Origin of the sequence: Photobacterium sanguinicancri, assembly GCF_024346675.1 — a bacterium.
Classification (GTDB): Bacteria; Pseudomonadota; Gammaproteobacteria; order Enterobacterales; family Vibrionaceae; genus Photobacterium; species Photobacterium sanguinicancri.
The window spans coordinates 1,167,196-1,188,726 of the sequence record NZ_AP024851.1 but is presented as its reverse complement, the minus strand read 5'-3'; the positions used below and the strand labels follow the sequence as shown (position 1 = coordinate 1,188,726).

The 21,531-nt window shown below is 42.5% G+C and carries 21 protein-coding genes and 2 pseudogenes; 10 read left to right on the top strand and 13 right to left on the bottom strand.

Annotation, left to right across the window (positions count from 1 at the left end; all coding sequences use genetic code 11):
• Positions 1–13 precede the first annotated feature (13 nt).
• Genes OCU87_RS22345 through OCU87_RS22330 form a run of 4 tightly spaced genes read right to left on the bottom strand, consistent with a single transcriptional unit; the run spans position 14 to position 4,521 of the window.
• Positions 14–2,182 (bottom strand): cytochrome c, encoded by a 2,169-nt coding sequence (locus tag OCU87_RS22345; RefSeq protein ID WP_261858539.1) that lies wholly within the window; start codon positions 2,180–2,182, stop codon positions 14–16.
• Positions 2,179–2,793, bottom strand: a complete 615-nt coding sequence (locus OCU87_RS22340; protein WP_261858538.1) for a cbb3-type cytochrome c oxidase subunit II — start codon at positions 2,791–2,793, stop codon at positions 2,179–2,181. The genes OCU87_RS22345 and OCU87_RS22340 overlap by 4 nt, the downstream gene beginning before the upstream one ends.
• Positions 2,794–4,203: a cytochrome-c oxidase, cbb3-type subunit I gene (gene ccoN / locus OCU87_RS22335; RefSeq protein ID WP_261858537.1), complete on the bottom strand. Its 1,410-nt coding sequence runs from the start codon at positions 4,201–4,203 to the stop codon at positions 2,794–2,796.
• 27 nt (positions 4,204–4,230) lie between these two features.
• Entirely contained in the window at positions 4,231–4,521 is a 291-nt protein-coding gene (locus OCU87_RS22330) for a c-type cytochrome (protein WP_241148820.1), read from the bottom strand.
• Between the two features lie 355 nt (positions 4,522–4,876).
• On the opposite strand from OCU87_RS22330, the gene OCU87_RS22325 reads away from it, so the two are divergent.
• The 3 genes from OCU87_RS22325 (at position 4,877) to OCU87_RS22315 (ending at position 7,465) form a co-directional block, all read left to right on the top strand.
• Entirely contained in the window at positions 4,877–5,452 is a 576-nt protein-coding gene (locus OCU87_RS22325; RefSeq protein WP_062688935.1) for a cyclase family protein, read from the top strand.
• Between the two features lie 38 nt (positions 5,453–5,490).
• The gene (locus tag OCU87_RS22320) at positions 5,491–5,685 is read left to right on the top strand and encodes a hypothetical protein (RefSeq protein WP_062688937.1); all 195 of its coding nucleotides are present in this window, start codon (positions 5,491–5,493) and stop codon (positions 5,683–5,685) included.
• A 523-nt stretch (positions 5,686–6,208) separates the two neighbouring features.
• Complete coding sequence (locus OCU87_RS22315; protein ID WP_261858536.1) at positions 6,209–7,465, top strand: hypothetical protein; 1,257 nt, start codon at positions 6,209–6,211, stop codon at positions 7,463–7,465.
• A gap of 245 nt (positions 7,466–7,710) precedes the next feature.
• Here the strand turns inward: OCU87_RS22315 and OCU87_RS22310 are convergent, their stop codons facing one another.
• Positions 7,711–8,142 (bottom strand): DUF2000 domain-containing protein, encoded by a 432-nt coding sequence (locus OCU87_RS22310; RefSeq protein ID WP_062688942.1) that lies wholly within the window; start codon positions 8,140–8,142, stop codon positions 7,711–7,713.
• Between the two features lie 157 nt (positions 8,143–8,299).
• Between OCU87_RS22310 and OCU87_RS22305 the strand changes: the two genes are divergently transcribed.
• The gene (locus OCU87_RS22305; protein WP_062688943.1) at positions 8,300–8,740 is read left to right on the top strand and encodes an Lrp/AsnC family transcriptional regulator; all 441 of its coding nucleotides are present in this window, start codon (positions 8,300–8,302) and stop codon (positions 8,738–8,740) included.
• 50 nt (positions 8,741–8,790) lie between these two features.
• Here the strand turns inward: OCU87_RS22305 and OCU87_RS22300 are convergent, their stop codons facing one another.
• Positions 8,791–9,675 carry a LysR family transcriptional regulator gene (locus tag OCU87_RS22300; protein ID WP_261858535.1) on the bottom strand — a complete coding sequence of 295 codons (885 nt, stop codon included), beginning with the start codon at positions 9,673–9,675 and terminating at the stop codon, positions 8,791–8,793.
• A gap of 154 nt (positions 9,676–9,829) precedes the next feature.
• Between OCU87_RS22300 and OCU87_RS22295 the strand changes: the two genes are divergently transcribed.
• Both OCU87_RS22295 and OCU87_RS22290 read left to right on the top strand, forming a co-directional pair.
• Positions 9,830–10,744, top strand: coding sequence for an NmrA family NAD(P)-binding protein (locus OCU87_RS22295; protein WP_261858534.1), 915 nt, complete (start codon positions 9,830–9,832; stop codon positions 10,742–10,744).
• Positions 10,745–10,900: 156 nt separating this feature from the next.
• A complete protein-coding gene (locus OCU87_RS22290; RefSeq protein WP_390960958.1) occupies positions 10,901–11,092 on the top strand; it encodes a response regulator transcription factor in 192 nt (63 codons plus the stop codon).
• A 215-nt stretch (positions 11,093–11,307) separates the two neighbouring features.
• Here the strand turns inward: OCU87_RS22290 and OCU87_RS22285 are convergent, their stop codons facing one another.
• Positions 11,308–11,781 carry a hypothetical protein gene (locus OCU87_RS22285; RefSeq protein ID WP_261858533.1) on the bottom strand — a complete coding sequence of 158 codons (474 nt, stop codon included), beginning with the start codon at positions 11,779–11,781 and terminating at the stop codon, positions 11,308–11,310.
• Between the two features lie 142 nt (positions 11,782–11,923).
• On the opposite strand from OCU87_RS22285, the gene OCU87_RS22280 reads away from it, so the two are divergent.
• The gene (locus OCU87_RS22280) at positions 11,924–12,166 is read left to right on the top strand and encodes a hypothetical protein (protein ID WP_261858532.1); all 243 of its coding nucleotides are present in this window, start codon (positions 11,924–11,926) and stop codon (positions 12,164–12,166) included.
• A 119-nt stretch (positions 12,167–12,285) separates the two neighbouring features.
• Here OCU87_RS22280 and OCU87_RS22275 read toward each other — a convergent pair.
• From OCU87_RS22275 to OCU87_RS22265, 3 genes and pseudogenes are all read right to left on the bottom strand, one after another.
• Positions 12,286–12,483, bottom strand: a pseudogene (locus OCU87_RS22275) (IS1595 family transposase); the annotation flags it as partial.
• 733 nt (positions 12,484–13,216) lie between these two features.
• A pseudogene (locus OCU87_RS22270) lies at positions 13,217–13,976 on the bottom strand (transposase).
• Positions 13,977–14,184: 208 nt separating this feature from the next.
• Positions 14,185–15,831, bottom strand: coding sequence for an ABC-ATPase domain-containing protein (locus tag OCU87_RS22265; RefSeq protein ID WP_261858531.1), 1,647 nt, complete (start codon positions 15,829–15,831; stop codon positions 14,185–14,187).
• Positions 15,832–16,022: 191 nt separating this feature from the next.
• Between OCU87_RS22265 and OCU87_RS22260 the strand changes: the two genes are divergently transcribed.
• Positions 16,023–16,262: a hypothetical protein gene (locus OCU87_RS22260; protein ID WP_094957864.1), complete on the top strand. Its 240-nt coding sequence runs from the start codon at positions 16,023–16,025 to the stop codon at positions 16,260–16,262.
• 107 nt (positions 16,263–16,369) lie between these two features.
• Here the strand turns inward: OCU87_RS22260 and OCU87_RS22255 are convergent, their stop codons facing one another.
• The 3 genes from OCU87_RS22255 to OCU87_RS22245 are packed head-to-tail and all read right to left on the bottom strand — an operon-like array spanning position 16,370 to position 18,730.
• On the bottom strand, positions 16,370–17,713 hold the full coding sequence (locus tag OCU87_RS22255) for an ATP-binding protein (protein WP_261858530.1): 1,344 nt from the start codon (positions 17,711–17,713) through the stop codon (positions 16,370–16,372).
• A complete protein-coding gene (locus OCU87_RS22250) occupies positions 17,697–18,362 on the bottom strand; it encodes a response regulator transcription factor (protein ID WP_261858529.1) in 666 nt (221 codons plus the stop codon). The genes OCU87_RS22255 and OCU87_RS22250 overlap by 17 nt, the downstream gene beginning before the upstream one ends.
• Positions 18,359–18,730 (bottom strand): PepSY domain-containing protein, encoded by a 372-nt coding sequence (locus tag OCU87_RS22245; RefSeq protein WP_261858528.1) that lies wholly within the window; start codon positions 18,728–18,730, stop codon positions 18,359–18,361. Before OCU87_RS22245 ends, OCU87_RS22250 begins: the two co-directional genes overlap by 4 nt.
• Positions 18,731–18,938: 208 nt before the next feature.
• On the opposite strand from OCU87_RS22245, the gene OCU87_RS22240 reads away from it, so the two are divergent.
• Together OCU87_RS22240 and ppiC are read left to right on the top strand one after the other, a co-directional pair.
• Positions 18,939–20,831 carry a methyl-accepting chemotaxis protein gene (locus tag OCU87_RS22240; protein ID WP_261858527.1) on the top strand — a complete coding sequence of 631 codons (1,893 nt, stop codon included), beginning with the start codon at positions 18,939–18,941 and terminating at the stop codon, positions 20,829–20,831.
• Positions 20,832–21,034: 203 nt separating this feature from the next.
• Positions 21,035–21,316 (top strand): peptidylprolyl isomerase PpiC, encoded by a 282-nt coding sequence (ppiC, locus tag OCU87_RS22235; protein ID WP_062688960.1) that lies wholly within the window; start codon positions 21,035–21,037, stop codon positions 21,314–21,316.
• Positions 21,317–21,531 lie beyond the last annotated feature (215 nt).

Below are 21,531 nucleotides of genomic sequence, written 5' to 3'. Positions count from 1 at the left end.
CTATGACGATTCGCTACTTAATATTAATCGTATTATCACGTCGGTCATACATATCGGGTGTGGTGTGTAATCCTCCTGCATAACCAGCAGCTTCCAAGGTCTCTCTGACTTCTCTGACGTGTTCCGCGGTAACAGGTTCATGCCTGTCACCAAGATTGGAACGAACAAAGGTGATCAGCTCTGCAAGGTTCTTATCAGACAGTACGTCCTCAAAACTGGCCATGGGCATAAAGTTACGATCTTTATCAATATAGGTAGGTTGTAACCCGCGAACAGTGACGGCAATGGTATTGAACGGATCGCTGTGCATGATAATACCGTTGTTTAACAGTGTCGGTGCAATCGGTGGGCGGCCTTTACCATCGTCACCATGACATGCACCGCAGGTTTGGCGGTAAGTGGTGTAGATAGGTGTTTGATAAGAGGCATCATCAAAACCTTTGGGCTGTAGTGGCACTGCATCTTTGCTGATCACGTTATTCGTATCGCCACTTAGTAGGTAATAAGACATAGACTCAACATCTTCTCGTGTCATTAGGCTCAGACTGTTTTTGACCACATCGGCCATGCCAGCAAAGGCTGTTCCTTTATCGGAATGACCTGTGTGCAAGAAATCAGTCAATGTGGCTTCATCCCAACCATCGATAAACAGTTCATTAGCGGTGATATCGGGTGCGTTCCAACCATCAATGAGATTCCCTTGAAAAATACGCTCAGCAATTAATGCCTGTGCGATGTTTCTTGGGGTGTGACATTCAGAGCAGTGACCTAACCCCGCCACCCAGTATTTTCCTTGTTGCCATTTTTCGACATCTGCTATTTGTGCTTTCAATGCGTTAGGTACGCTGTAGTCGATAGGATCTGTGTCCATAAACACGATATTCCAGCCCAGTAACCCTAAACGAATGTTCGACGGAAACATCATGCTGTTGTCATCGTTACGACGTGAAACGGTTGTGATAGATTGCATGTATTCCCACAAGTCGAGCATGTCTTGCTCGGTGAGGTGTTGATAAGAAGTGTAAGGCATTGCAGGGTAGAGATAACCGTTTTTGCCCTTACCTCGAACAAGCGCATCACTGAAATCGTCAAAGTCATATTCTCCAATCCCTTCGCTTGAATGCGGCGTGATGTTGGTAGAATAAACGGTACCAAATGGCGTTACAAAAGGCAGTCCGCCCGCAAAAGGTTCGCCACCTTCAGCACTATGACAAGCGACGCAGTCACCCGCGTAAGCGAGGTATTCACCCCGTTCGATCGCTTTTGCCTCTAATTTTTCTAACTTCTGTTGTTCTTCAAAACCTGTGTAGCGAATGTAAGCACCTAAAGCGAGTATTTCATTTTCTGTCAGCTGCTCACCAAAGGCGGGCATCAGGTTATTTAAACCATAATTAATCGTGTGTTGGATCTCTTCAATGCTACCGCCATGCAGCCAAATATCGTCAGAGAGATCGGGTACACCAAGTTGTTGGTTAGCCACTGAGCCGTCGGCATGACATGATGCACAGTATTGAGTAAATAAGGTTTTACCTAACGCCACTTTTACCTCTGGCACATCGGTATGACGCTGGTTCAGTGAAGCGAGGTAATACGATAACTTTGCCACTTCATCAGGGCGAAGTATTTCACTCCAGCCGGGCATAGCACCGTTTCGGCCTTTCGCTATAGAATGAATTATGGCTTCGTCAGTGCCGCCATATAGCCACTCTTGGTCGATAAGGTTAGGAAAATGTTTTTGTCCTTGTGCATTGTTACGATGACAGGCGGCGCAGTGCGTTTGAAACAGAATTTGTCCGCTTGCAACTATCTCTGGGATTTTAGCTAGCTTGTTTAATTTGATGCCATTTTCAGTGTCATTGATTTGGGAAAACTGCTGATCAAGGCTAGTGCGCGGTGAGCTGAGTTTATCGTCACTTTGCTGCCAATCGATAAGGCCCTGCCATTCGCCTAAGCCAGGATAGAGCACGAGATAACCCGCAGAAAGCACAAATGCGATAGCGTAGCTGGTAAACAAGAGCTTTGGCGGTGGGGCATCTTTTTCTTCGATGCCATCAAAGCTGCCGATGGTGTGGTTTTGATCGGCTTGATGGTTACTGCGCCAATATTTCACTATCACAGAGACCATCAGTACGAAGAAGGTTAAGGTGAAAATTACGGCCCATAGTTCCCAAAATGCACTCATGGTGATACCTCCTGTGACGTATCTTTACCAAGGCTTTGTAGATAGCGGATCAATGCTTCCCCTTTGGTTTTCCCTCTTACCTGTAATCTTGCATCACCTATTTCTTCATCGGTATAGGGCACGCCGAGCGTTCTAAGGGTTTCCATCTTGGCACTGATGTCATCACCTGACAGTGTTTGTTCAAACAGCCAAGGGTAAGCAGGCATGATAGAGGTTGGAATAACCTGTCTTGGGTCGACAAGGTGTAGTACATGCCATTGGTCAGAATATTTTCTGCCTATATTTGTGAGATCAGGACCTGTACGTTTTGAACCCCACAAGTTAGGAAACTCATAAATGTCGTCAGCTTCTTGGTTCGGGCGACCATTACGTTTCACTTCGGGATCAAGCGGGCGCACCATTTGGGTGTGGCATACATGGCACCCTTCGCTGATGTAGATATCTCGTCCTGCTAATTCAATAGGCGTGAAGGGTATGGCTAAGCTGCCTTTGGCAATATCATCGCCACGAACAATGTTGGGTACGACCCAAACCACCAGAGAAAACGAGGCCACCACAACGGTTGTTATGATTAAAATGACAAGAGAGTGGGTGAAATCTTTGCTCATCATTTAGGCCTCCTTCGCGACAAGTACAGCTGGCATACGAACAGTTTTGTATAAGTTCACCGCCATAAGAAGTAAGCCAACTACAAATAGCGCACCGCCGAAGAAACGCAGGAACAACCAAGGCGCCTTGAAGTCCATAGCCTCAATAAAGCTGTATACCAGCTCGCCATTGTCGTTTTGCGCCAGCCACATATAGCCTTCCCCAATGCCAGCTACCCAGAGTGCTATTGCGTAAATAGCCACGCCAGCATGCGCTAGCCAGAAATGCCATTTGATCAGCCGCTGTGACCACAGTTCGGTTTTATTCCACAAACGAGGGATGAAGTAGTAGAACACGGCGATGCCTGACATGGCGACCCAGCCCAACGCGCCAGAGTGAACATGGCCAATAACCCACTCGGTGTTATGTGCCAGCATATTGAACCATCGGATAGCCAGTAATGGCCCTTCAAATGTGGCAAGGCAGTAGTAGAGAATCGCCGAGAAGAAGAACAGCAGAATATAGTCAGATTTAAGCTTCTCTTTATTTTGTAGCAAGGTCATCGCACTGTTGAAAGCGCCCGCCCAAGAGGGAAGCCATAGGATCAGTGACATCACTATTCCGATGTTTTGTACCCAAACAGGTACTGATGAATAGATGAGGTGGTGGGTACCAGCCCAAGTGTAAAAACCGACTAAACCCCAAAAGTGAATAACGGATAAACGGTATGAATAAATAGGGCGCTCAGCGGCTTTGGGAATGAAGTAATAGTTCATCCCGATCACCCCCGCCGTTAGCAAGAAGCCGACGGCATTATGCCCCCACCACCATTGAACAATGGCATCTTGTGCCCCTGCAAACACCGAATAAGATTTCATGGCTGACACAGGCATTGCAAGATTATTCACTATAAAGATCATAGCGATGACGATAATAAATGCGGCAAAAAACCAGTTGGCAACGAATATATGACCGACCTTACGCTTAGCTATAGTGCCAAAAAATAATACGGCATATAGCACCCAAACTAGCACAATCAATAGGTCAATTGGCCACTCTAATTCAGCATATTCTTTTGATGTGGTATAGCCTGCGGGCAAAGAGATAAGTGCAAGCAGTAAAATGAGTTGCCAGCCCCAAAAGACCATCCACGAAAGGCTTTTATTAAAGATCTCGCAGTGACCAGTGCGCTGCGCGATGTAAAGTGATGTCCCCATTAAAATATTGACGACAAAGCCATAAATGACGCCAGAAGTATGAAGAGGTCTGAGCCGGCCAAATTGGAAATATTGTGAGTCGAAGTTGAGTGCTGGCCAGTACAGCTGCGCCGCGAGAATAACACCGATAGTCATGCCTGCAATTGCCCATACGAAAGATGCCAGTATGAAATACTTCACAACTTTAGTGCTGTACTGCGTTGTCACCTGTTCCATAACAAGCCCCTTTGCTTAACGTTGTGATTAATTACCGAGCTGTGAATAGAAGTAGGCGATATCTTGAATATCTTGCTCAGAAAGTGCATCGGCTTGTTGCTGCATCAGTACAGCTAAACCGCTGGTGCGTTCTCTGGTTTTATAGTCTTTGAGTGATGAGATGAGGTAACCCATCTTCTGACCACGAAGGTTAGGGTAGGACTCTTGTGTTGATATGCCATCAGCGCCGTGACAAGTCATACATACTTTGGCTTTTTGTTTTCCTATTTCAAATTGTTCAGTTTCAGAGGCGATGAGAGCAGGGGAATAGGCTGTCATGGCAGCAAGTATTGAAAATGCAACTAGTGGCTTGTATTTGAAAGGATTGAGACTCATCACAGCTCCTCTTATGAATGCAGGTTCAGTCGTGGATGGCTAAGGTTCAGCTGGCTTTAGCATTACTTGTAAACGTAGAAATGCTGTGTTCTTTACCTGTTCAGTACGTAGCGAGTCTTAATGATAGATCACTTGGCTTATAAGCAGCGTTGAATTAAGCATTCTTTTGCTCTTATAGGAGGCGGGTTGGCTGATAAAACCCAAAGTCCTTATTTTGATGTTTTTTGTCTTAATGTTTGTAATGGGTTGGGTTTTAAATCGATAGAATTCTCCCCATCAACCAGACAGGAGAACAACAATGACTCAAAGCGATTTATATTCAAAAAACATCAGCCTTGAGATAAACGAAGAGCATCCCGCTTATCAGTGGGCTAAAGCACAAGCAGATTCAGTCAATGCAATGGGACATATTGGTACTCACATTGATTGCTATACCAAGGTACCACTAGCAACAAACTACCGAACAGATGTTCATATTCTTGATTGCTCAGGCGCGATGCCGACGATTGATCAGGTTGAAGGACTGGAACTAGATGGTAAGTCACTGGTGCTGTATACCGGCAATTATGAACAAAACGGCTACGGTAACCCGAGTTATGGCGGCAAATCCACGGTACTTGATAGCGATGTTTTGGATGCGATATTGAAGCAAGAACCGAATTTCATTGTGATTGATAGCTACGGGATTGGTGCCCATGGCGACGAGCATATTTCGTTTGATAAACGTTGCGAAGCGCACAATTGCTTTGTGATTGAAAATGTTTGCCTGACTCAAGCAATGCTTAACTCAACCGTGTCGCTAGACATCAGTTTTGATCCGACATCGGCTTCAACGGGTAAGCGTTGTGACGTTATCGCGTTGAGTCAGGCGTAATTTAAACGCTTTATAGCTAATTATAGGAAGGCGTTACGATGACAATACATTGTAAGGTTGTGAGCTTAACTTACCTAAATACAAAAACACTGGCGGTTTGTTTACAAGCGGATAGAGAGTTCGAGTTTAAAGCCGGCCAATATGTTTTCATTGATCTTGGTGAGAGTGGCAAACTGCCGTTTTCAATAGCCAGCATGCCAGCGGGGGGGGGCTCTATCTGCGGAAGGAATTAAATGGTGCAAGCCGCATTTCTTTATTTAGAGTGCCAATATGAAGGCGGTTTAACTATTTATTCTGATGCGTTATTTTAGGTGGTAGTTCAGTTCAAAATAAATCAGGTACTATTTTAGTGCCTGATTTTGTTATTGATTTAAATAAAGTGTAATCAATCAATAAAACCCTGTTTTCTATGTGCAATCTTAGATTGTCGTTAATCACTATTTATATGTAATTAATTGCGCATTAATATGAGCTTTGCTACTTAATGAGCCTTGTTTATTGTTGGTTTTGAATATATTGAGACTTAATTTAGCGATGTATTGATGTAAGGGTTTGTTAAGTGGTTAAAAGTGAAGTTATACAATAAATAAAATAAACCTAAAAAGTACAGAAGGATTTATAAATGGAAAATATTTTGTTTTTTACTTGTTGCTCTGTGATGGAGTTTAATCCACTTCATATTGATTTTTATGAAATAACGCCTAATTCCAATTTTTAGATATCTAGAGCGTTTTTAATTTAGAAAGGAATAACGTTATGAATAAGATATTTCTTGCATTAAGTATGTTTGCTGTTTTAGTTTCTTATAATTCGCAAGCTACTGAAGATACAGCACCAACACGAGACCCTTACACACATTTAGTGAACGAAGTTAAAACGAACAAGTACACGATGTCAGTGAAAGTGTTTGATGGGAACCGAGCTAATTATGGCTACTCTCCAGTGGTAGAAGTAAAGGTTCCAACAGACGATAGTCATCATTATATTGAAGTTAAAATACAGAATATTTTTGATGGTATGAGTGATCTTAAATATAAGTTAGTTGATAACGATGATAATATTTCAGAGCAGGATTACAGTAACTTCTTATTTCATCAATACACACCAAGTTTGAAGCTGTATCCTCGAGTTATGCGTCATGGTGAAGCAACACTAGAGACGCGTGCTGATAACGGTATCAAATGTGAGTTCATTGGTCTGTATGACGGTATGGATACGAAAAGAATAGCTAATAATTTTTTTCTTAACGATGGTGATAAATACATTAGTAAATTCACATGCCCGTCTGAAGATATTCAGAATAATGATATGGTCTACGATATAGATTGGAATTATGGTAATGATTTATATCAAGCGTATGCGCCAAAACAACTAACAAATGGTTATCGTGTCGTTTTCTTAGAAGGCGATAAAAAATTGTCATTTGACAGCGTTCCTAGTGGAGTGAAAACACCTGAAGTGTATTTAAGCTCCTCGTTACAAGAGCTAAAACCTGGGTATATTGCAGCCCATCAAATGGGGGTAAATCTAGATTTTAAGTATTTTATAGACCCTACAATTCCTGAATATGACCCTCAGAGTGAAAGAATTACGATAGAAAAAACAATAAAAGCCACGATCGATTCATTAAAATCATTAGGTTATAGCCCGGACTCTTCAAGAGTTTATAGTGTTCAACAAGCTAATGTAATTATCAGGCATGGAAAGCTTGAAGGTGCTTTAGCTGCGGGGATTTGGGATCAGGAATTAAATAAAAATGTGTTACTAATTAGCGATTCTTATAACTCTGGATTACAACAAAAAGTGAATAAAGTTATTGCGCATGAAATAGGGCATATCATTGGTCTTCCTCATCAAAATATACAGTTGGCAACTGTGATGTCTGAGTATCCGGATTTGCCAGTAGGGATAAAACTTGCACCTAAAGTTGGTGGAGATGATACTGTGGAAAACACAATATTTTCATATGTGGACGCACAGTCATTGCAATCATTGGTCAACGATCAGGATTAAGATATAAGTGAGTTTTAGCTTTAATAAAATTAAGGGAGTAATGAATTGAACCTGATGGTTACATTTATTACTCCCTTTTTTATCTGATAAAAAACTTATAAGCTTGCTGTAAAGAAAGAATATTCAGGTTCTACACATTAGGTGTAGAACCTGAATTGGTTGAAGTATCAATTCAGTAGCATTTGAAAGAGGAGAGCAGTACACTGAATATGCGTATTACAGCATGCTGTTTGACTCGTTCCTCACTATTTATACAAGCTGAATTTCTTGGTGATGTTTTTAAGTGTTTCGCTATCGCCAAAAAAGGCGATGCCAAGGTATTCGAAATCTTGTTCTTTGGTTTGGCTGGTGGTGCGTTGCTGAACGGTAGAGCCTCCCTCAATCATAGTATGAGTAAAATCGGTAAATTTGATGCCTTGCTCTATGGCTAGTTCACGTGCTTTTCTGATTTTGTTTGAGTTATCAGCTTTTAATACAATAAAAGGGTAGTGGGACAAGCTTGGGTGAATACCGCCGTCACCATCTTGATAATCAACAAACAGCGCTTCATCCGCTTCTAGTTGGTTCGTCAGTCCAACACTTAAGTGCCCCAGCACATTAAGAGATCGACCTAGTTCTGTTTTTTTGTTTAATACTGCGACAAATCGTTTTTCGTTCTCACTAGATACCGATGTCATTGTGTTGTGTCCTCTTTCTGCTGTGTGCTTTTGATTTACGGTAACCAAAAGGCATATAACCGCAAGTATGCTGTGTTTGATATTTTAATGCGCAATAAGGTAAATTTTGTTGCTATATTTGGCTTATGTATTCACCAATTCACAATAATATTAATATATGGATAGATTTGACGAGAGAATATTGCGCGAGCTTGAATTGGATGGTCGGCTGACGAACGTGGAGTTGGCTGAAAGGATTGGGCTATCAACGTCCGCGACCTTGCGTCGGGTGCAAGAGCTTGAACGTAGTGGGGTAATCAAAGGTTACCGCGCAGTATTGGATAGAAATAAACTGGGAACGGGCTTTGTTGCTTACGTTACCATTGGGTTATCAAGCCATAGTAAGCAAGCACAGTTAGCGTTCGAAGAGAGCGTTAGGCATGCCATTGAAGTTAAAGAGTGCCATAACATTACAGGTGTGAGTGAGTATCTGTTGCGTATTGAAACGGCAGATTTGTCGGCTTACAAACGCTTTCACGCGGATGTGCTGGGTGAGATCTCGCAAGTGAATGCGATAACCACCATGGTTGTGATGGATAGCCCGAAAGAAGCAGGCTAAATACTATTTTCTTGATATGTTGCTGGGGTAATCACGTTTATTAGAGGCTTTTAGCCAAAAGCCTCTTCATGCTGTTTCAAGAAATCAATTAAGGTTCTTACTCGCAGGGGCATGAGTGCCTTTTCTTGGTATACCGCGTAAATTGGAATTTGCAGATCATGCACTTCGGGTAATATCCGAATAAGCTCACCTTGTGCTAACTCTTTATTCACGGTAAAGCTTGGCATGATGGCAAAGCCTAAACTATTCAATACGAACTCTTTCACCGAAGCCGAAGTTCGTACCTGTACCTTAGGCGAGTGGGGTAATTGAGTTACTTGGCCTAAGCTGTTCGTGAGTGTTAGTTGCTTTTCGCCGTGCACAATATGATGACTGATCCAATCTAGCTTTAGCAGGTCTTCGCTGGTTTTTATCTCTTTATGGCTTGCTAGGTAAGAGGGTGATGCGCACAGCATGTCACAAAAATACCCCAATTTAACCGCGTATAAGCTGGAGTCCTCTAACGCTGATGAAGCTCGCAGGGCAATATCACAACGTGACTCAATCAAATTGCTATAGCTATCACTTTCAATAATATCGAGTTTTACCTCAGGGTATTGGCGTAGAAATTCACTCAATAAACCCACCATAGTCGTACTTGGTGTTGAAATACGAATCGTACCACTTGGTATTTGGTTGATGTCGAGTGTCTCGCTATTGGCCTCTTCTGCTATTTCACTAATAGCTTTGCACTTATCGTAATATCTGGCACCTGCGTCGGTTAAAGATAGCGAACGAGTCGTGCGGTGTAATAATCGTGTACTGAGTGACTTTTCAAGCTTGGTCACGATTTGAGAAACCCGCGCTTTACCTATACCTAAGCTATCGCCAGCTTGAGTAAAGGATTGTTTTTCCGCGACTTTGGCAAACACCATCATGTCATCGAGTGAGATCATTGCTCTAGCTGTTTAGTTGTAATAAACAATGAGTTTATCTAAAGGCTAATTATCTATCAAGATGTAAACTATATAGTAGCTCCATCAACAGCGACAAGCACTTAACTCAGTGATTTGTTTTGCTCTTATAGAATAAAGAGATGGAGAAATGAAAATGTCAGATCGTAAAATTTTAGTAACAGGTGCTTCGGGCAAACTCGGTCAGCAAGTGGTGTCTTACCTACTGAATGATTTTGAAGTGAAGCCGAGTCAATTGATTGTGACGACCCGTAAGGCAGAGAAACTTGCTGAATTGGCGGCAAAAGGCGTTGATGTGCGTGAAGCGGATTTTTCAAGTCCTGATGCGTTAGAGCAAGCCTTCCTCGGCGCGCATAGTATGCTTTTGATTAGCATAGATGCCTCTGGCCCACGTACTCAAGCGCATTTAAATGCGGTTGCAGCAGCAGAAAGGGTGGGTGTTGAGCATATTGCCTATACTTCAATGCTAGTGCCTACACAGTCACCTGTAGTGTTTGCTCATGAGCATGAGGCAACTGAGCAAGCTATTCTGGATAGCACTATTGCGAATGTAACTATCATGCAAAATAATTGGTATTTCGATAACCTTCCTGACTACTACGCTAGCATTTTGCAGACGGGCCATTGGTTATCTGCCGCGGGGGAAGGACGTATCGCTCAGCTATCTCGTAAAGATTTAGCTTATGCAGCGGCAGCTGCAGCAGTCAAAGGAAGTCAGTCTAAAGGTCTGTATCAGAGTAAAGTGACACTGCCTATGCATGGCGCAGAAGCACTTACTCATGCAGAGATGGCGAAAGTCATCGACAGTGTGATAGGTACAAGTATCAATATGGTGCATTTGTCTGATGAAGAATATCAGGCGCAGCTTGAGTCATTTGGTTTGCCAGCACCGATAGTGTCACTCTGTACCACAATGGATCATCATAACCGTTTGGGATTGTCCAATGGTACGAGTGATGCGTTTGAAGCGCTGACAGGTAAGAAACCGCAAAGCTTTGAATCTTGGCTTGAAGAGAATAAAGCTGAACTACAAAAGCTCGCGAATATGTGATGGTATTGTGACATTGACAGAAAGGGGCTTTATCGCCCCTTTTTGGCATCTGAACACTGTGAAATTTAGCTGGAGTGAATCACGGTAACCCAGCGATAACTATGCTTATGCTATCTTTGCTGGTGGAATGGACAAGATGAGTAGGCTAATAGATAAATGATTGTTCTGATGATTGAAGATGACAAGGTGCTCGCCTCTGCATTGAGTGATTATTTTGAGCTCGATTTTGCTTATAACGGAGAATCTGGTTTAGATCTGGCGACAGAAAACACTTACGATCTGATTTTGCTGAGGCTAGGTGGTAATCAGGTACTTTTATACCAAAAATTTCAGGGATCAGCAGTTTGATGATGCCTGTACTATTAGTTATTTCGTTAATACCCACTCGTATCTACTGAATGGCAATTTCAATGCCGATAAAAATAGGTTCTTTTTCAAGGCTACTCTAGACGATATAAGGCTACCCTAAAATTTTTATTACATTGATACTACAAGGTAAAGCCTTGACCTATAAAAAGTAAAAACACCTCTGCAGCGGGTTCGATTCCCGCTGCCTGTACCAGTTACATCATATTGAAGAAATCGCGCTCAAATTTACCTGTACTGTAACAAGTAACTAGCTTTCTAGTATTAGGTGCTTTCTGACCGTAGGCATTAGTTACGTAAGTTACGCCTTGGCCTGTTGCTGTGATCATAACTTCTGTTTCATTTTCTTTCTTTTCATCAAAGAAAACATTGAATTTTATATTAACAGAATCTAATACTTCATATCTTGCTGACTTGCCGCAATCCATAAAACCACTGTTTGCACCATAGCTCTGAGTGTATTTAGCTACAATTAAGCCTGAATCTTTTTCAAGAGTATCAATATCAATTTGATGCTTAGCGAATACTCTTACGGCTTTAGACCAAGATTTATCATAAGAAAGGTTTGAAACAAATGTGTTATTAATTTCTTTTTTTACTGGTGGAATTCGTTTTGCACAGCCTGTAAGTAATAGAGAAGTCGCAATTGTAGCAATTAAAACCTTTTTCATATTGAGTTTGTTAGTTGTTCAAATTTCAGATGCATAATACTACTTTGATCGCGATTGTAAACAATATCGCACTGATTCCCGCCTTAATTAAACCATCCTAGCGCGTAATGCCGTGGAGCGGCTTCCTTTATGGAGTAAATAAATGAAATACATCGAACGTTCCGAGTTTAGATGTAATTTGGGGTGTGCCCTGAAATTTAATAATATGGAAGCGGAATTAATCCAAGTGTTAGACTTAGCAAGGGATATTACAGGTGTACCATTTAAATTTACTAGCTCAATACGATGCGAAGAACATAATGCTAATGTTGGCGTAAATCCTCTAGTTCACATCTCTCTGGATGTATTGTGGATATTGCTGTTGCTAATTAAAATGTACGAATAAAGCGTTATTAACGCTCTATTAGAGGTTGGCGATTTTAGAATTGGTATTGATAAAAAATTTATTCATTTCGATGTTGACCAGTCTAAGCCAACCGCTATGTGGGTTTATTAATTACCTGATTACCACCGATCCTCTGCCAGCTTAAGTAACCGCTTAGGCATCGATGCAGTTTGAATACCTGAGTAAATAAGCGTTCAAGCATCTTTACAAGGTTGAAGCGCCTTATTGAACTTAAAACAATACTCTCACAAGTAACGGGGAAGATCCTTCTTATTTATCGCATGGTAAGTCCCATGCATTGAGTTTTTTACTTTACTGTAAGTGTAGTCTAATGAGTGAAATTTAAGGGATAATCAGGATTAATTATAGAGTATAAAGCCTGTTTTCATCCAACCTGTAAGGGAATAATGCTCTCAAGTCACAATTGCTCATATTGTGATAAGAATAAATCGTTAAAATAAAATGGTCATATATCTGATAATTATCTTTTTTATCAGTCTAGTCCATGGAAGCGATTAAGAGAAAGTTACAGGCGTAAATCCCTTTATGTGAAATGTGCTTGAATGATGGCGTAATGAACTCTGCTGATGTGACTAACCATATTATTGATAAAGGATGACCCAAGCCTTAAATTAAGCTGGGATAACCTAATGAGCCTTTTCACAGTTACCATAATGCTAAGACAGCAAGGCTAAGCGTAAAAGAAGGCAAAAAATACTTACAGATAATGATATATCCAATAGATAAAGTAGGCAGCCAGTTGAATAGTGTATGAATACTTTGGGGAATATGATTTGTCAGATAGAAATGCTCGATAACCTATAGGTTTTAGATGCCAATTTATTATATTTGCTGCAAGTCAGAGAAGATGCAGATATACGATGTACCGATATGTTTACTGGCGACACTGTTGATGAAAATGCACATTGCGAGTTATTGAGATAGCAATGGAAGATATATATTTTATTCATTAATAAAAAAGATTGATAACGGAATAGCGTTGTTGGTCAAGTCAGGCTCTATGCAGATCTAGCATTAATTGGCTGTATGTTAGGTAGTAGCTTTTCTTTCTGGCATACCTAGTTTTATGACTTTATTTAAGCATTTGACATTGGCTAGGTATTCACCACCTTGACCGTTGTAACTACGATCAAGGTGGTGTTGGTTAATCCTTTATATTTCGACATGACGGTTTCTGAGAGCGATCTAAAATGATATCCAGCGTTGAGTTTCCATTGAGCAAGGTTATTAGCCTTCAACGCCGATACCGCATTGTTTCTCGGATAACCATCAATATCCTGCATTTTTCCTCGGTGGGATAAGAGAAATTATCCCTTAGCGCTGTAAGATCTTATGGCATTCGTTGCTATCGTAAGCTATATCACCAAACGCATCTCGAATTTTTCGCCAAGTTCTACGTTTCTCATAACCATGTTTTCGGGCTTTCTACTCACCGTCACCGAATACTTTCAGGCCTGCGGAATCGATAGAAATATGTTGGACGGCACTTTTTATGGTTGCGACATTTCGCCTCGGCAGTCTTAGCTCGTTTGCTGATACAGGTGTAATCCGGCAAGCTAAGTGGCACATCCATAAGCTTGAAAATGGAATTGATAAAACCTTGCAGTGGAAGAGAATCAATCCTTTTAATCATCAAGGCTGTTTTAATAGCGGTAGCAGTATACTGGAACCACGACCACGCTTTTCAGTACATCTAAGAGTCGATTAACCCAGAATGTAATCGAAACACGTGCTCTAATGCTTTCTTGTACCGCTTCCAGTATGTGATTTTGTTCTTCGACTTAGCCATTACTGACACTTAAAACATCCGTTGATAAATGCTCTGATCACTGAATAGCAAAGAGTTCACTGATTTAGTCAACAACGCCAGTATAAAACGACTCGTTGATAACGGCGAAGATGATAAAAAAGCGGCTCGGGATTAACCGAGCCGCTTTTTCTATTTGAGCGTTAGTGTAATGTCACAACTGAGTCTAATTCAGTATGTGTTGCCGCTGTTATTTGAATTCAGATTTGCGCATACGGTTTAGTACCGCCATCACTTCAATAACACGTGGTTTTGCTAAGTCGCCGTAGTTTGGCATCATGGCAAACCAGTCATCATTTAGCATGTCGGCAAATGCCTTGCTTGGTACTTTTTCCCAACCTTTGCCTTGAGCAAGTTGGAACCATAGCCAGCCAATAGTATGAAGTTGGCTTGAATCGGCAACTTGTTCTAGTGCTTTCAAATCTACTAATTCACGGCCAAAACGCATCGCTGATTTGTCTTTTACTTGGACACGGAATTTACCGTCTTCAAGCAATGCTTTAAGCGCGGCACGGTTCAGTGGACGAGTACGTGGACGTTGCAGTGTTTCAGTACCTTCTAGAGCACGACGCGTCGGGTGCGAAGCGACAACTTCTTTCGCTTTTGCTGTAACGTCAACAGCTTGGTAGTTGTGCATTTGAATCACGGTATCAGCAACATCTAGGTAGTCACCAGAACCACCCATAACAAGCAATACTGAAACGTTTAGCTGGTCACGTAGTAGTGATACACGGTCCACTAACGGTGTGATTGGCTCGTCATCTTTTGCGATCAGTGCTTGCATACGCTCATCACGGATCATGAAGTTAGATGCCGAGGTATCTTCATCGATAAGTAGGGCGCGAGCACCTGCTTCGATAGATTCTTGTAACCATGCCGCTTGCGACGTTGAGCCAGAAGCGTTTTGCGAACTGAACGATGCCGTATCTTTACCCATTGGCAGGTTAGAGATGTACGGTGATAGATCAACGTTATGCACACAACGTCCATCTTCGGCACGAATCTTCGCTGCCGTTTCGTCAGATACGATGTACTCACGACCATCGCCAGGTAGGTGATCGAATACTGAGCTTTCAATCGCATTCAGTAGGGTAGATTTACCGTGGAAACCACCACCAACAATCATGGTGATACCCGTTGGTACACCCATGCCGCGAACTTTACCGCGGTGCGGTGCGTCTAATTCAATCGCCAGTGATTCAGGTGCGATGAAAGGAACGGCATCAGCAAGAGGTGAATCATTGTTACCTGCAAGGCGAGGTAAAATGCTGTTATCAGCGACAAACGCTAATAAGTTATGTTCTTTTAACTGAGCACGAAGGGCAACTTGGTCTTCAACCGCTTCACAGTGACGTTTCATTGCTTCAATATCAAGTTCGCGTGCAATCGTTGCACGGCGGATGATTTTTGGCATAGTGAAGGTAAGCAGGTTCAGTGTTTTTTTCGCAATGATAGTACGGCCGTCAGACGGTAGGTTTACGCGAAAACGTAATTCAATACCTTCGTCATCGAAGACAACGGCAGTACGATCAAGAACGGTTTGTCCCGGACGGTCAATTCTGATCCCATTTTCTTGCTGAGCAAGATCGGCGAATGCACGTGCAATAAAATCACGTGCTGCACGTTGGTAATCTGCAGACTGGTCTTTAAGCCATGCTAGGTCAGTTAGTGACCATGCGCGATGCGCACGAACACGAGAAGCAGGCGCGTATGGGTCTGCTTGAGTGATATCGATATAAAAGTCGAAGTCGACGAATTTGTATTCGCCACGAAGGCTAGAATAGCTGCGGTAATTGTGTCGATCGATTTTTTGTAATTTGGCTTCGAGAAGTTGCATAGTGCCTCGATATCAGTAGTTGTTCATTCTCGGGGACGCGATACTACACCAAAGTAGTTAAATAAGCATGTGGCTTTTGTGGTAATCCGTTGAAATAAAGTATGTACAAGTTGCCACTAAGGTCTAATTGCCTGTATCGCCCTTTCGCTTATGCTGAGAGTAGACGTGAAAGCTATCAAAGGGATGTCTGTATGCTGCAAACAAGTCTATCGGTAATAGAAGTGGTTTTGATCACCATAGGTGTACTAATGATTGCGAAAAGCATGCTGCAATTTGGTCAGCGAACTCAAAACTGGCTAGGTGTGGCGACCATGTTTTTCAAGCGTGTCGGCATGGATGTGGCTGAATACCGTTGGTACCGCATGGGTGTTGCTTGCTTCGTGCTGGGCGTCGTTGTGCGTATTGTGAATTTGACGGTGTGGCCAGTTTAGTAATATAACGCAATACGTTATTACTCAAGTAAAGCGCGGAACGCGTACCATACATAATGAGCCTATCTTTCATCTATGTTGTAGATGAAAGATAGGGTCTATTAAGTTTAAGCCCCTCGTGGAAGAGGAAGCAGCAAATCCACTCTCAAACCACCAAGATGGGCACGAGAAAGCGTCAGTTCACCGCGATAGCTGTGGGTTAACTCATTGGCGATATTCAAGCCAAGGCCAGTACCAGGGGTCGATTCATCAAGTCGTACACCGCGTTTTAATACTTCAATACAACCTTCATCGCTAATCCCTGGGCCATCATCTTCAATCACAATATGAATGGTTTGCTCTGTATTGGGTTCCATGTAAACTCGGATTAAGTTATCTGCCCATTTGTAACTGTTCTCGATAAGGTTACCAATGATCTCATCAAGGTCGCGTTTCTCAACGGCAACCAAAATATCACTCTCAACTTCATTGACTAGCACAACACCGCGCTGGGCGTAGATTTTATCCATCGCCATTGAAATAGCATCAATTCGCGCTGACGGTGGTGTTTTCGCTGCAAGGATATTTGCAGCGCCTGCCATACGAGCACGACCGAGATGATAGTCGATGTGTTGTTGTAACTGGTTGATAGTAGGCGCTAACTTTTCTCTGGCTTCGCTTGGTAGTGCAGTAACCTCATTGTTTAGAATCGCAATGGGTGTTTTGAGCGCATGCGAAAGGTTGCCCGATTGATTTCGTGCGCGTTCTAACAACTCTTGGTAGTGAAATAGCAGTGCGTTTAAGTCATCAATAACTGGTTGCACTTCTTTGGGGTAATTCGCCTTGAGCTCTGTGGTATTGCCGTCACGTACTTGCTTTAAATTTGCTTGTAGCTTTTTCAGGGGTAGTAATGACCAGCTCACTTGGAGCCAAGTGAGCATTAACATACCAACCGCCATGATCAGCAATAAGATCCATAAGCCGTGATTAAGCTGATGAAGCGTGTCGTTAAGACGACTCTTATCTATCGCGATCGTTAAGGATACAGGGTCATCAATATCAGGGAGGTAGATATTACGATTTACGGTGAGTAGCGCTTGGTCGTTTGGACCTGTAAAACCTTCTTCTTTATTGCCTGAAATGCGGCTATCCCACAAAGAGCGAGAACGAAGCTGGAACTGTTCGGTACTGAGTGACCAATATAAACCGCTGTAGGGTGACTGAAAACGAGGGTTAGCCATCGGAGCGGTAATGGTGATGCGCCCATTGGCGTCTGTATCGGCCAGCGCGGTTATTTCATCGAGGTACAAGTCAAGTTGCTGTTTTTCTTGATCGACCAAATATTGGTGAATAACGTTGGGTACGAGATAACCCGCACTGACAGTGATGATCAATAACCAAGCAGCCGCTGCAAAAAGTAAGCGGCTACGAAGGCTAGCAGGCGTACGGTTGGCCTTATTTAGCGTCGGCATTGATGCGGTATCCTAGCCCTCGAACCGTTTTTATTACATCACCACCAATTTTGCGACGGATGCGGCCAATGAAGACTTCAATGGTATTTGAGTCACGGTCGAAATCTTGTTTATAAATATGCTCAACAAGTTCGGTGCGTGAAATCACTTTGTCTGTGTTGTGCATAAGGTAAGCCAACACTTTAAATTCGAGTGCTGTTAGGTCGATAGCTTGGCCTTGCCACATCACTTTAGAAGTACGGGTATCTAGGCTTAGGCCACTTGCTTGAATAACAGGTGAACCACTACCAGATGCACGGCGTAACTGCGCACGTAAGCGTGCAATCAACTCAACCATTTGAAAAGGCTTGGTGAGGTAGTCGTCAGCACCTGCATTCAACCCCTCTACACGTTGTGTGAGTTCGTTACGGGCACTTAAAATAACTACGGGCGTATTGACGTTTTCATCGCGAATACCTTTCAAAACGGTTAAACCATCTAATTTAGGTAGCCCCAGATCAAGGACAATGGCGTCCCAAGGCTCTGAGGTCGCGCGGTACAATGCGTCGATACCATCACTTGATAGTTCAGCAACCCAGCCATTTTGTTCCAGGCCTTCGACAATTTGACCACCCAGGGTGGCTTCGTCTTCAACAACTAAGATTTTCATTCTGTTCCCTTGATAATATTTTCAAGCTGACGCCCCGATATTTTGATAATAGAAAGCGTGCGGGCATCGTATTCGACTTTGACGATATTATTGTTTGGATCGAGTAATTTAAGCTCATAAATCCAGATGTCGTCGTCTTCTTCTAATTCAACTTTGATAATGCGGCCGTGCAATTGTCTCGCGACGGTTGATTGCAATGCAGAGAAAGATTGTATCAACCCATGTTCGACCGCTTCCATGAAGTCATCGTGATCTTCGTCTATTTCTAATCGCGGGGTGGGGGCTGCAGCTGCTGTTGCACTCACAAGGGTGACCCAGCAAAGCATTGTGCTTAATGTCAGTGACTTAATGATCTTGCTTACCTTCATAAGTACCTTCCACCAATGGATATTTATCATGGTGATTATTGTAAAGGATACAAAGTGAACTCAAAGTGAACACTTTGTTCTCATTCTGCCCTAACAATTGAGTGCATTGTAATTAGTTTGATATGTGTCGCAGATCAAATTACCGCTTGCATTAATATCCGTTATAACTAAATGGTTTTAGATAAGTTATATAACTATAAGGGATATTATGCGGTTATCTTTAAAAATGAAATTGGTTTTATCAAGCCTTTCATTAATTTTTTTGACAATTGTCGTATTAGTTTGGTTTTCATATCAATCGATGAAAGATCAAGCCTGGGATGCTATTCGCAGTGAAAGTCACAACACAGCAGCGGCTTATAGTAAGGGGATTGGCGATTGGTTTGGATCCCGCCAACAAGCAGTTCAAGCTCTAAAAGAAGCAATCGAACTAGACCCAAATTTAGACATCGTTTCTCATTTGAAACAAACGCTGGTGTCGGGTGATTTTGGCCTGAGCTATTACGGTACGCGTGAAGGTGTCATGCACCGTCATGATCCATCGCTAAATAAAGCAGGATACGATCCTCGTAGTCGTGGTTGGTACAAAGAAGCGTATGCGGCTCGTCAACCTATTACAACTAAGCCTTATGTTAGCCACACTATGCAAACACTCGTGGTGACGTTAGCCGATCCTGTGTTTCAACAAGGCCAAATTATTGGTGTCGCGGCCTCGAATCTTGCCATGGGCGAGTTGGTCAAAGATGTATTGAATATTGCGGTACCGGGTAAAGGCTATGCGATGTTACTTGATACTCGCGATAACGTTGTTGTTGCTCACCCTAATGCGAAAATGCAGTTAAAACCACTGACTGATATTGGCGCTGACTTTGCGGCTGATAAGCTGCAACGCGTTATGTCGGCGGATAACTTCTTTTTTAGCCAAGTTGGCGGTGTGGAAAAAGCGGTTGTGGTCGCAGCAGTACCGAATACATCTTGGGCGATTGCGTTAGTGATGGATCAAGACACACTTGAAGCACCAATGCGTGATATGTTGATCAAACAAGCCTTGATTGGCTTAGCTATTTTGCTCTTTGTTTCTGTTTTTGTGGCTTGGCTAGTGACTCACCAATTACGAGAACTGAATACTGTCTCTGATGCATTGGCAGATATTGCAAACGGTGAAGGTGATTTAACTGTACGTATTGATGTTCAAAGCGATGATGATATTGGTAAGTTAGCCGACAACTTTAATCAGTTTGTTTCTCGTCAACATATTATGGCGACCAAACTACGCGATATTACGCATCACTTAAATGAAGCCGCGGCAAATACGGCAGACTCTGCCTTGGCACGTAGTGAAAGTATTCGTCGCCAGCAAGATGAAATCACTATGGTGGCGACAGCGGTGGCAGAAATGGCGAGTGCAACGCAAGAGATTGCGAATAATGCCGAAAATACAGCGAAGAGTGCAGAAGAGGCAGTTGGCTTATCTGAAAATGGGCATACTCAGGTAGGGCAGAGCCAAACATCAATAGGTAACTTAGCGCAAGAAGTTGATAGTGCGGTGAGTATTATCGAACACCTTAATGATCATGCATTAAAAATTAGCTCAATCCTGGCAACCATTCGTTCGATTGCCGAACAAACAAACTTGTTGGCCCTTAACGCAGCAATTGAAGCGGCACGCGCAGGCGATCAAGGCCGTGGCTTTGCTGTTGTGGCAGATGAGGTACGCGTACTTTCGCAACGTACTCATACTTCTACTGAAGAAATCCAATCTATGATTGAGACTTTACAGTCAACGACAAAGCAAGCGGTTGATGTGATGTCCGATAGTCATCAGCTAGCTGAAACCAGTGTTCAAGATGTAAATAATGCTGGTGTAAGTCTTGATGATATCGCACGACAAATCACTGTGATTAACGATATGTCGACCCAAATTGCTTCAGCGGCTGAAGAGCAATCCAGTGTTACTGCTGAAATAAGTCGTAATACGGAAGGTGTGCAAGAAGTGGCGAACCACATGGCGGAAGAAGCACTGGCGGCAGCAAAACAAGCTGAAGGATTAAAGGCGCTAGCTGACCAGCTAGAAAAAGAAGTCGAGCGTTATAAACTGTAAGCCTGAAATGCTTATAATTAGCGTTACTTGCTGAAGGCGAATTCTCGAGTTAACGAAAAGCCATCCATTGTTAGTTCAGTAATGGGTGGCTTTCATTTATTCGGGTGTTTGTATTTGTCGTGAATCTAGCGTGATCTTTCTTGCTAGTTTCTGTGAATTCACGCACACTTTGCTCGTTTTTAGATTTATTGTGGTGATTGGTAATGGCCTCTACAGCAGCAGCGCTTCATATTTTAGTGAAGCATAAAGAACAAGCCGATGACATCCTTAAGCAATTGCAAAAGGGTGCTAAATTCCAAGCGTTGGCAAAAAAATATTCGACTTGCCCATCAGGTAAGCGTGGTGGTGATCTCGGTGAGTTTCGTAAAGGTGCAATGGTACCTGCGTTCGATAAAGCCGTGTTTTCTGGCAAGGTATTAGAAAACCTTGGCCCTGTGAAGACTAAGTTCGGCTACCACATTATTAAGGTACTTTACCGTACCTAGCTTGAACGAATACACCTTATAGCTTATCTACTATGTGGATGAGTTTTTAAATGAATGGCCTCGCTTTTTGCGAGGTTATTTGTTTCTGAGGGGGGGATTTGTTTATGAGGGGAGTACCTTCTCTATAATTGAAATGGTTGTCTTTAGTATTTTTAGCTTTGACTAGAGAAAGTAAGCCCAAAAACATCGACGGTAGATGCTCTTAGGCTTTACAT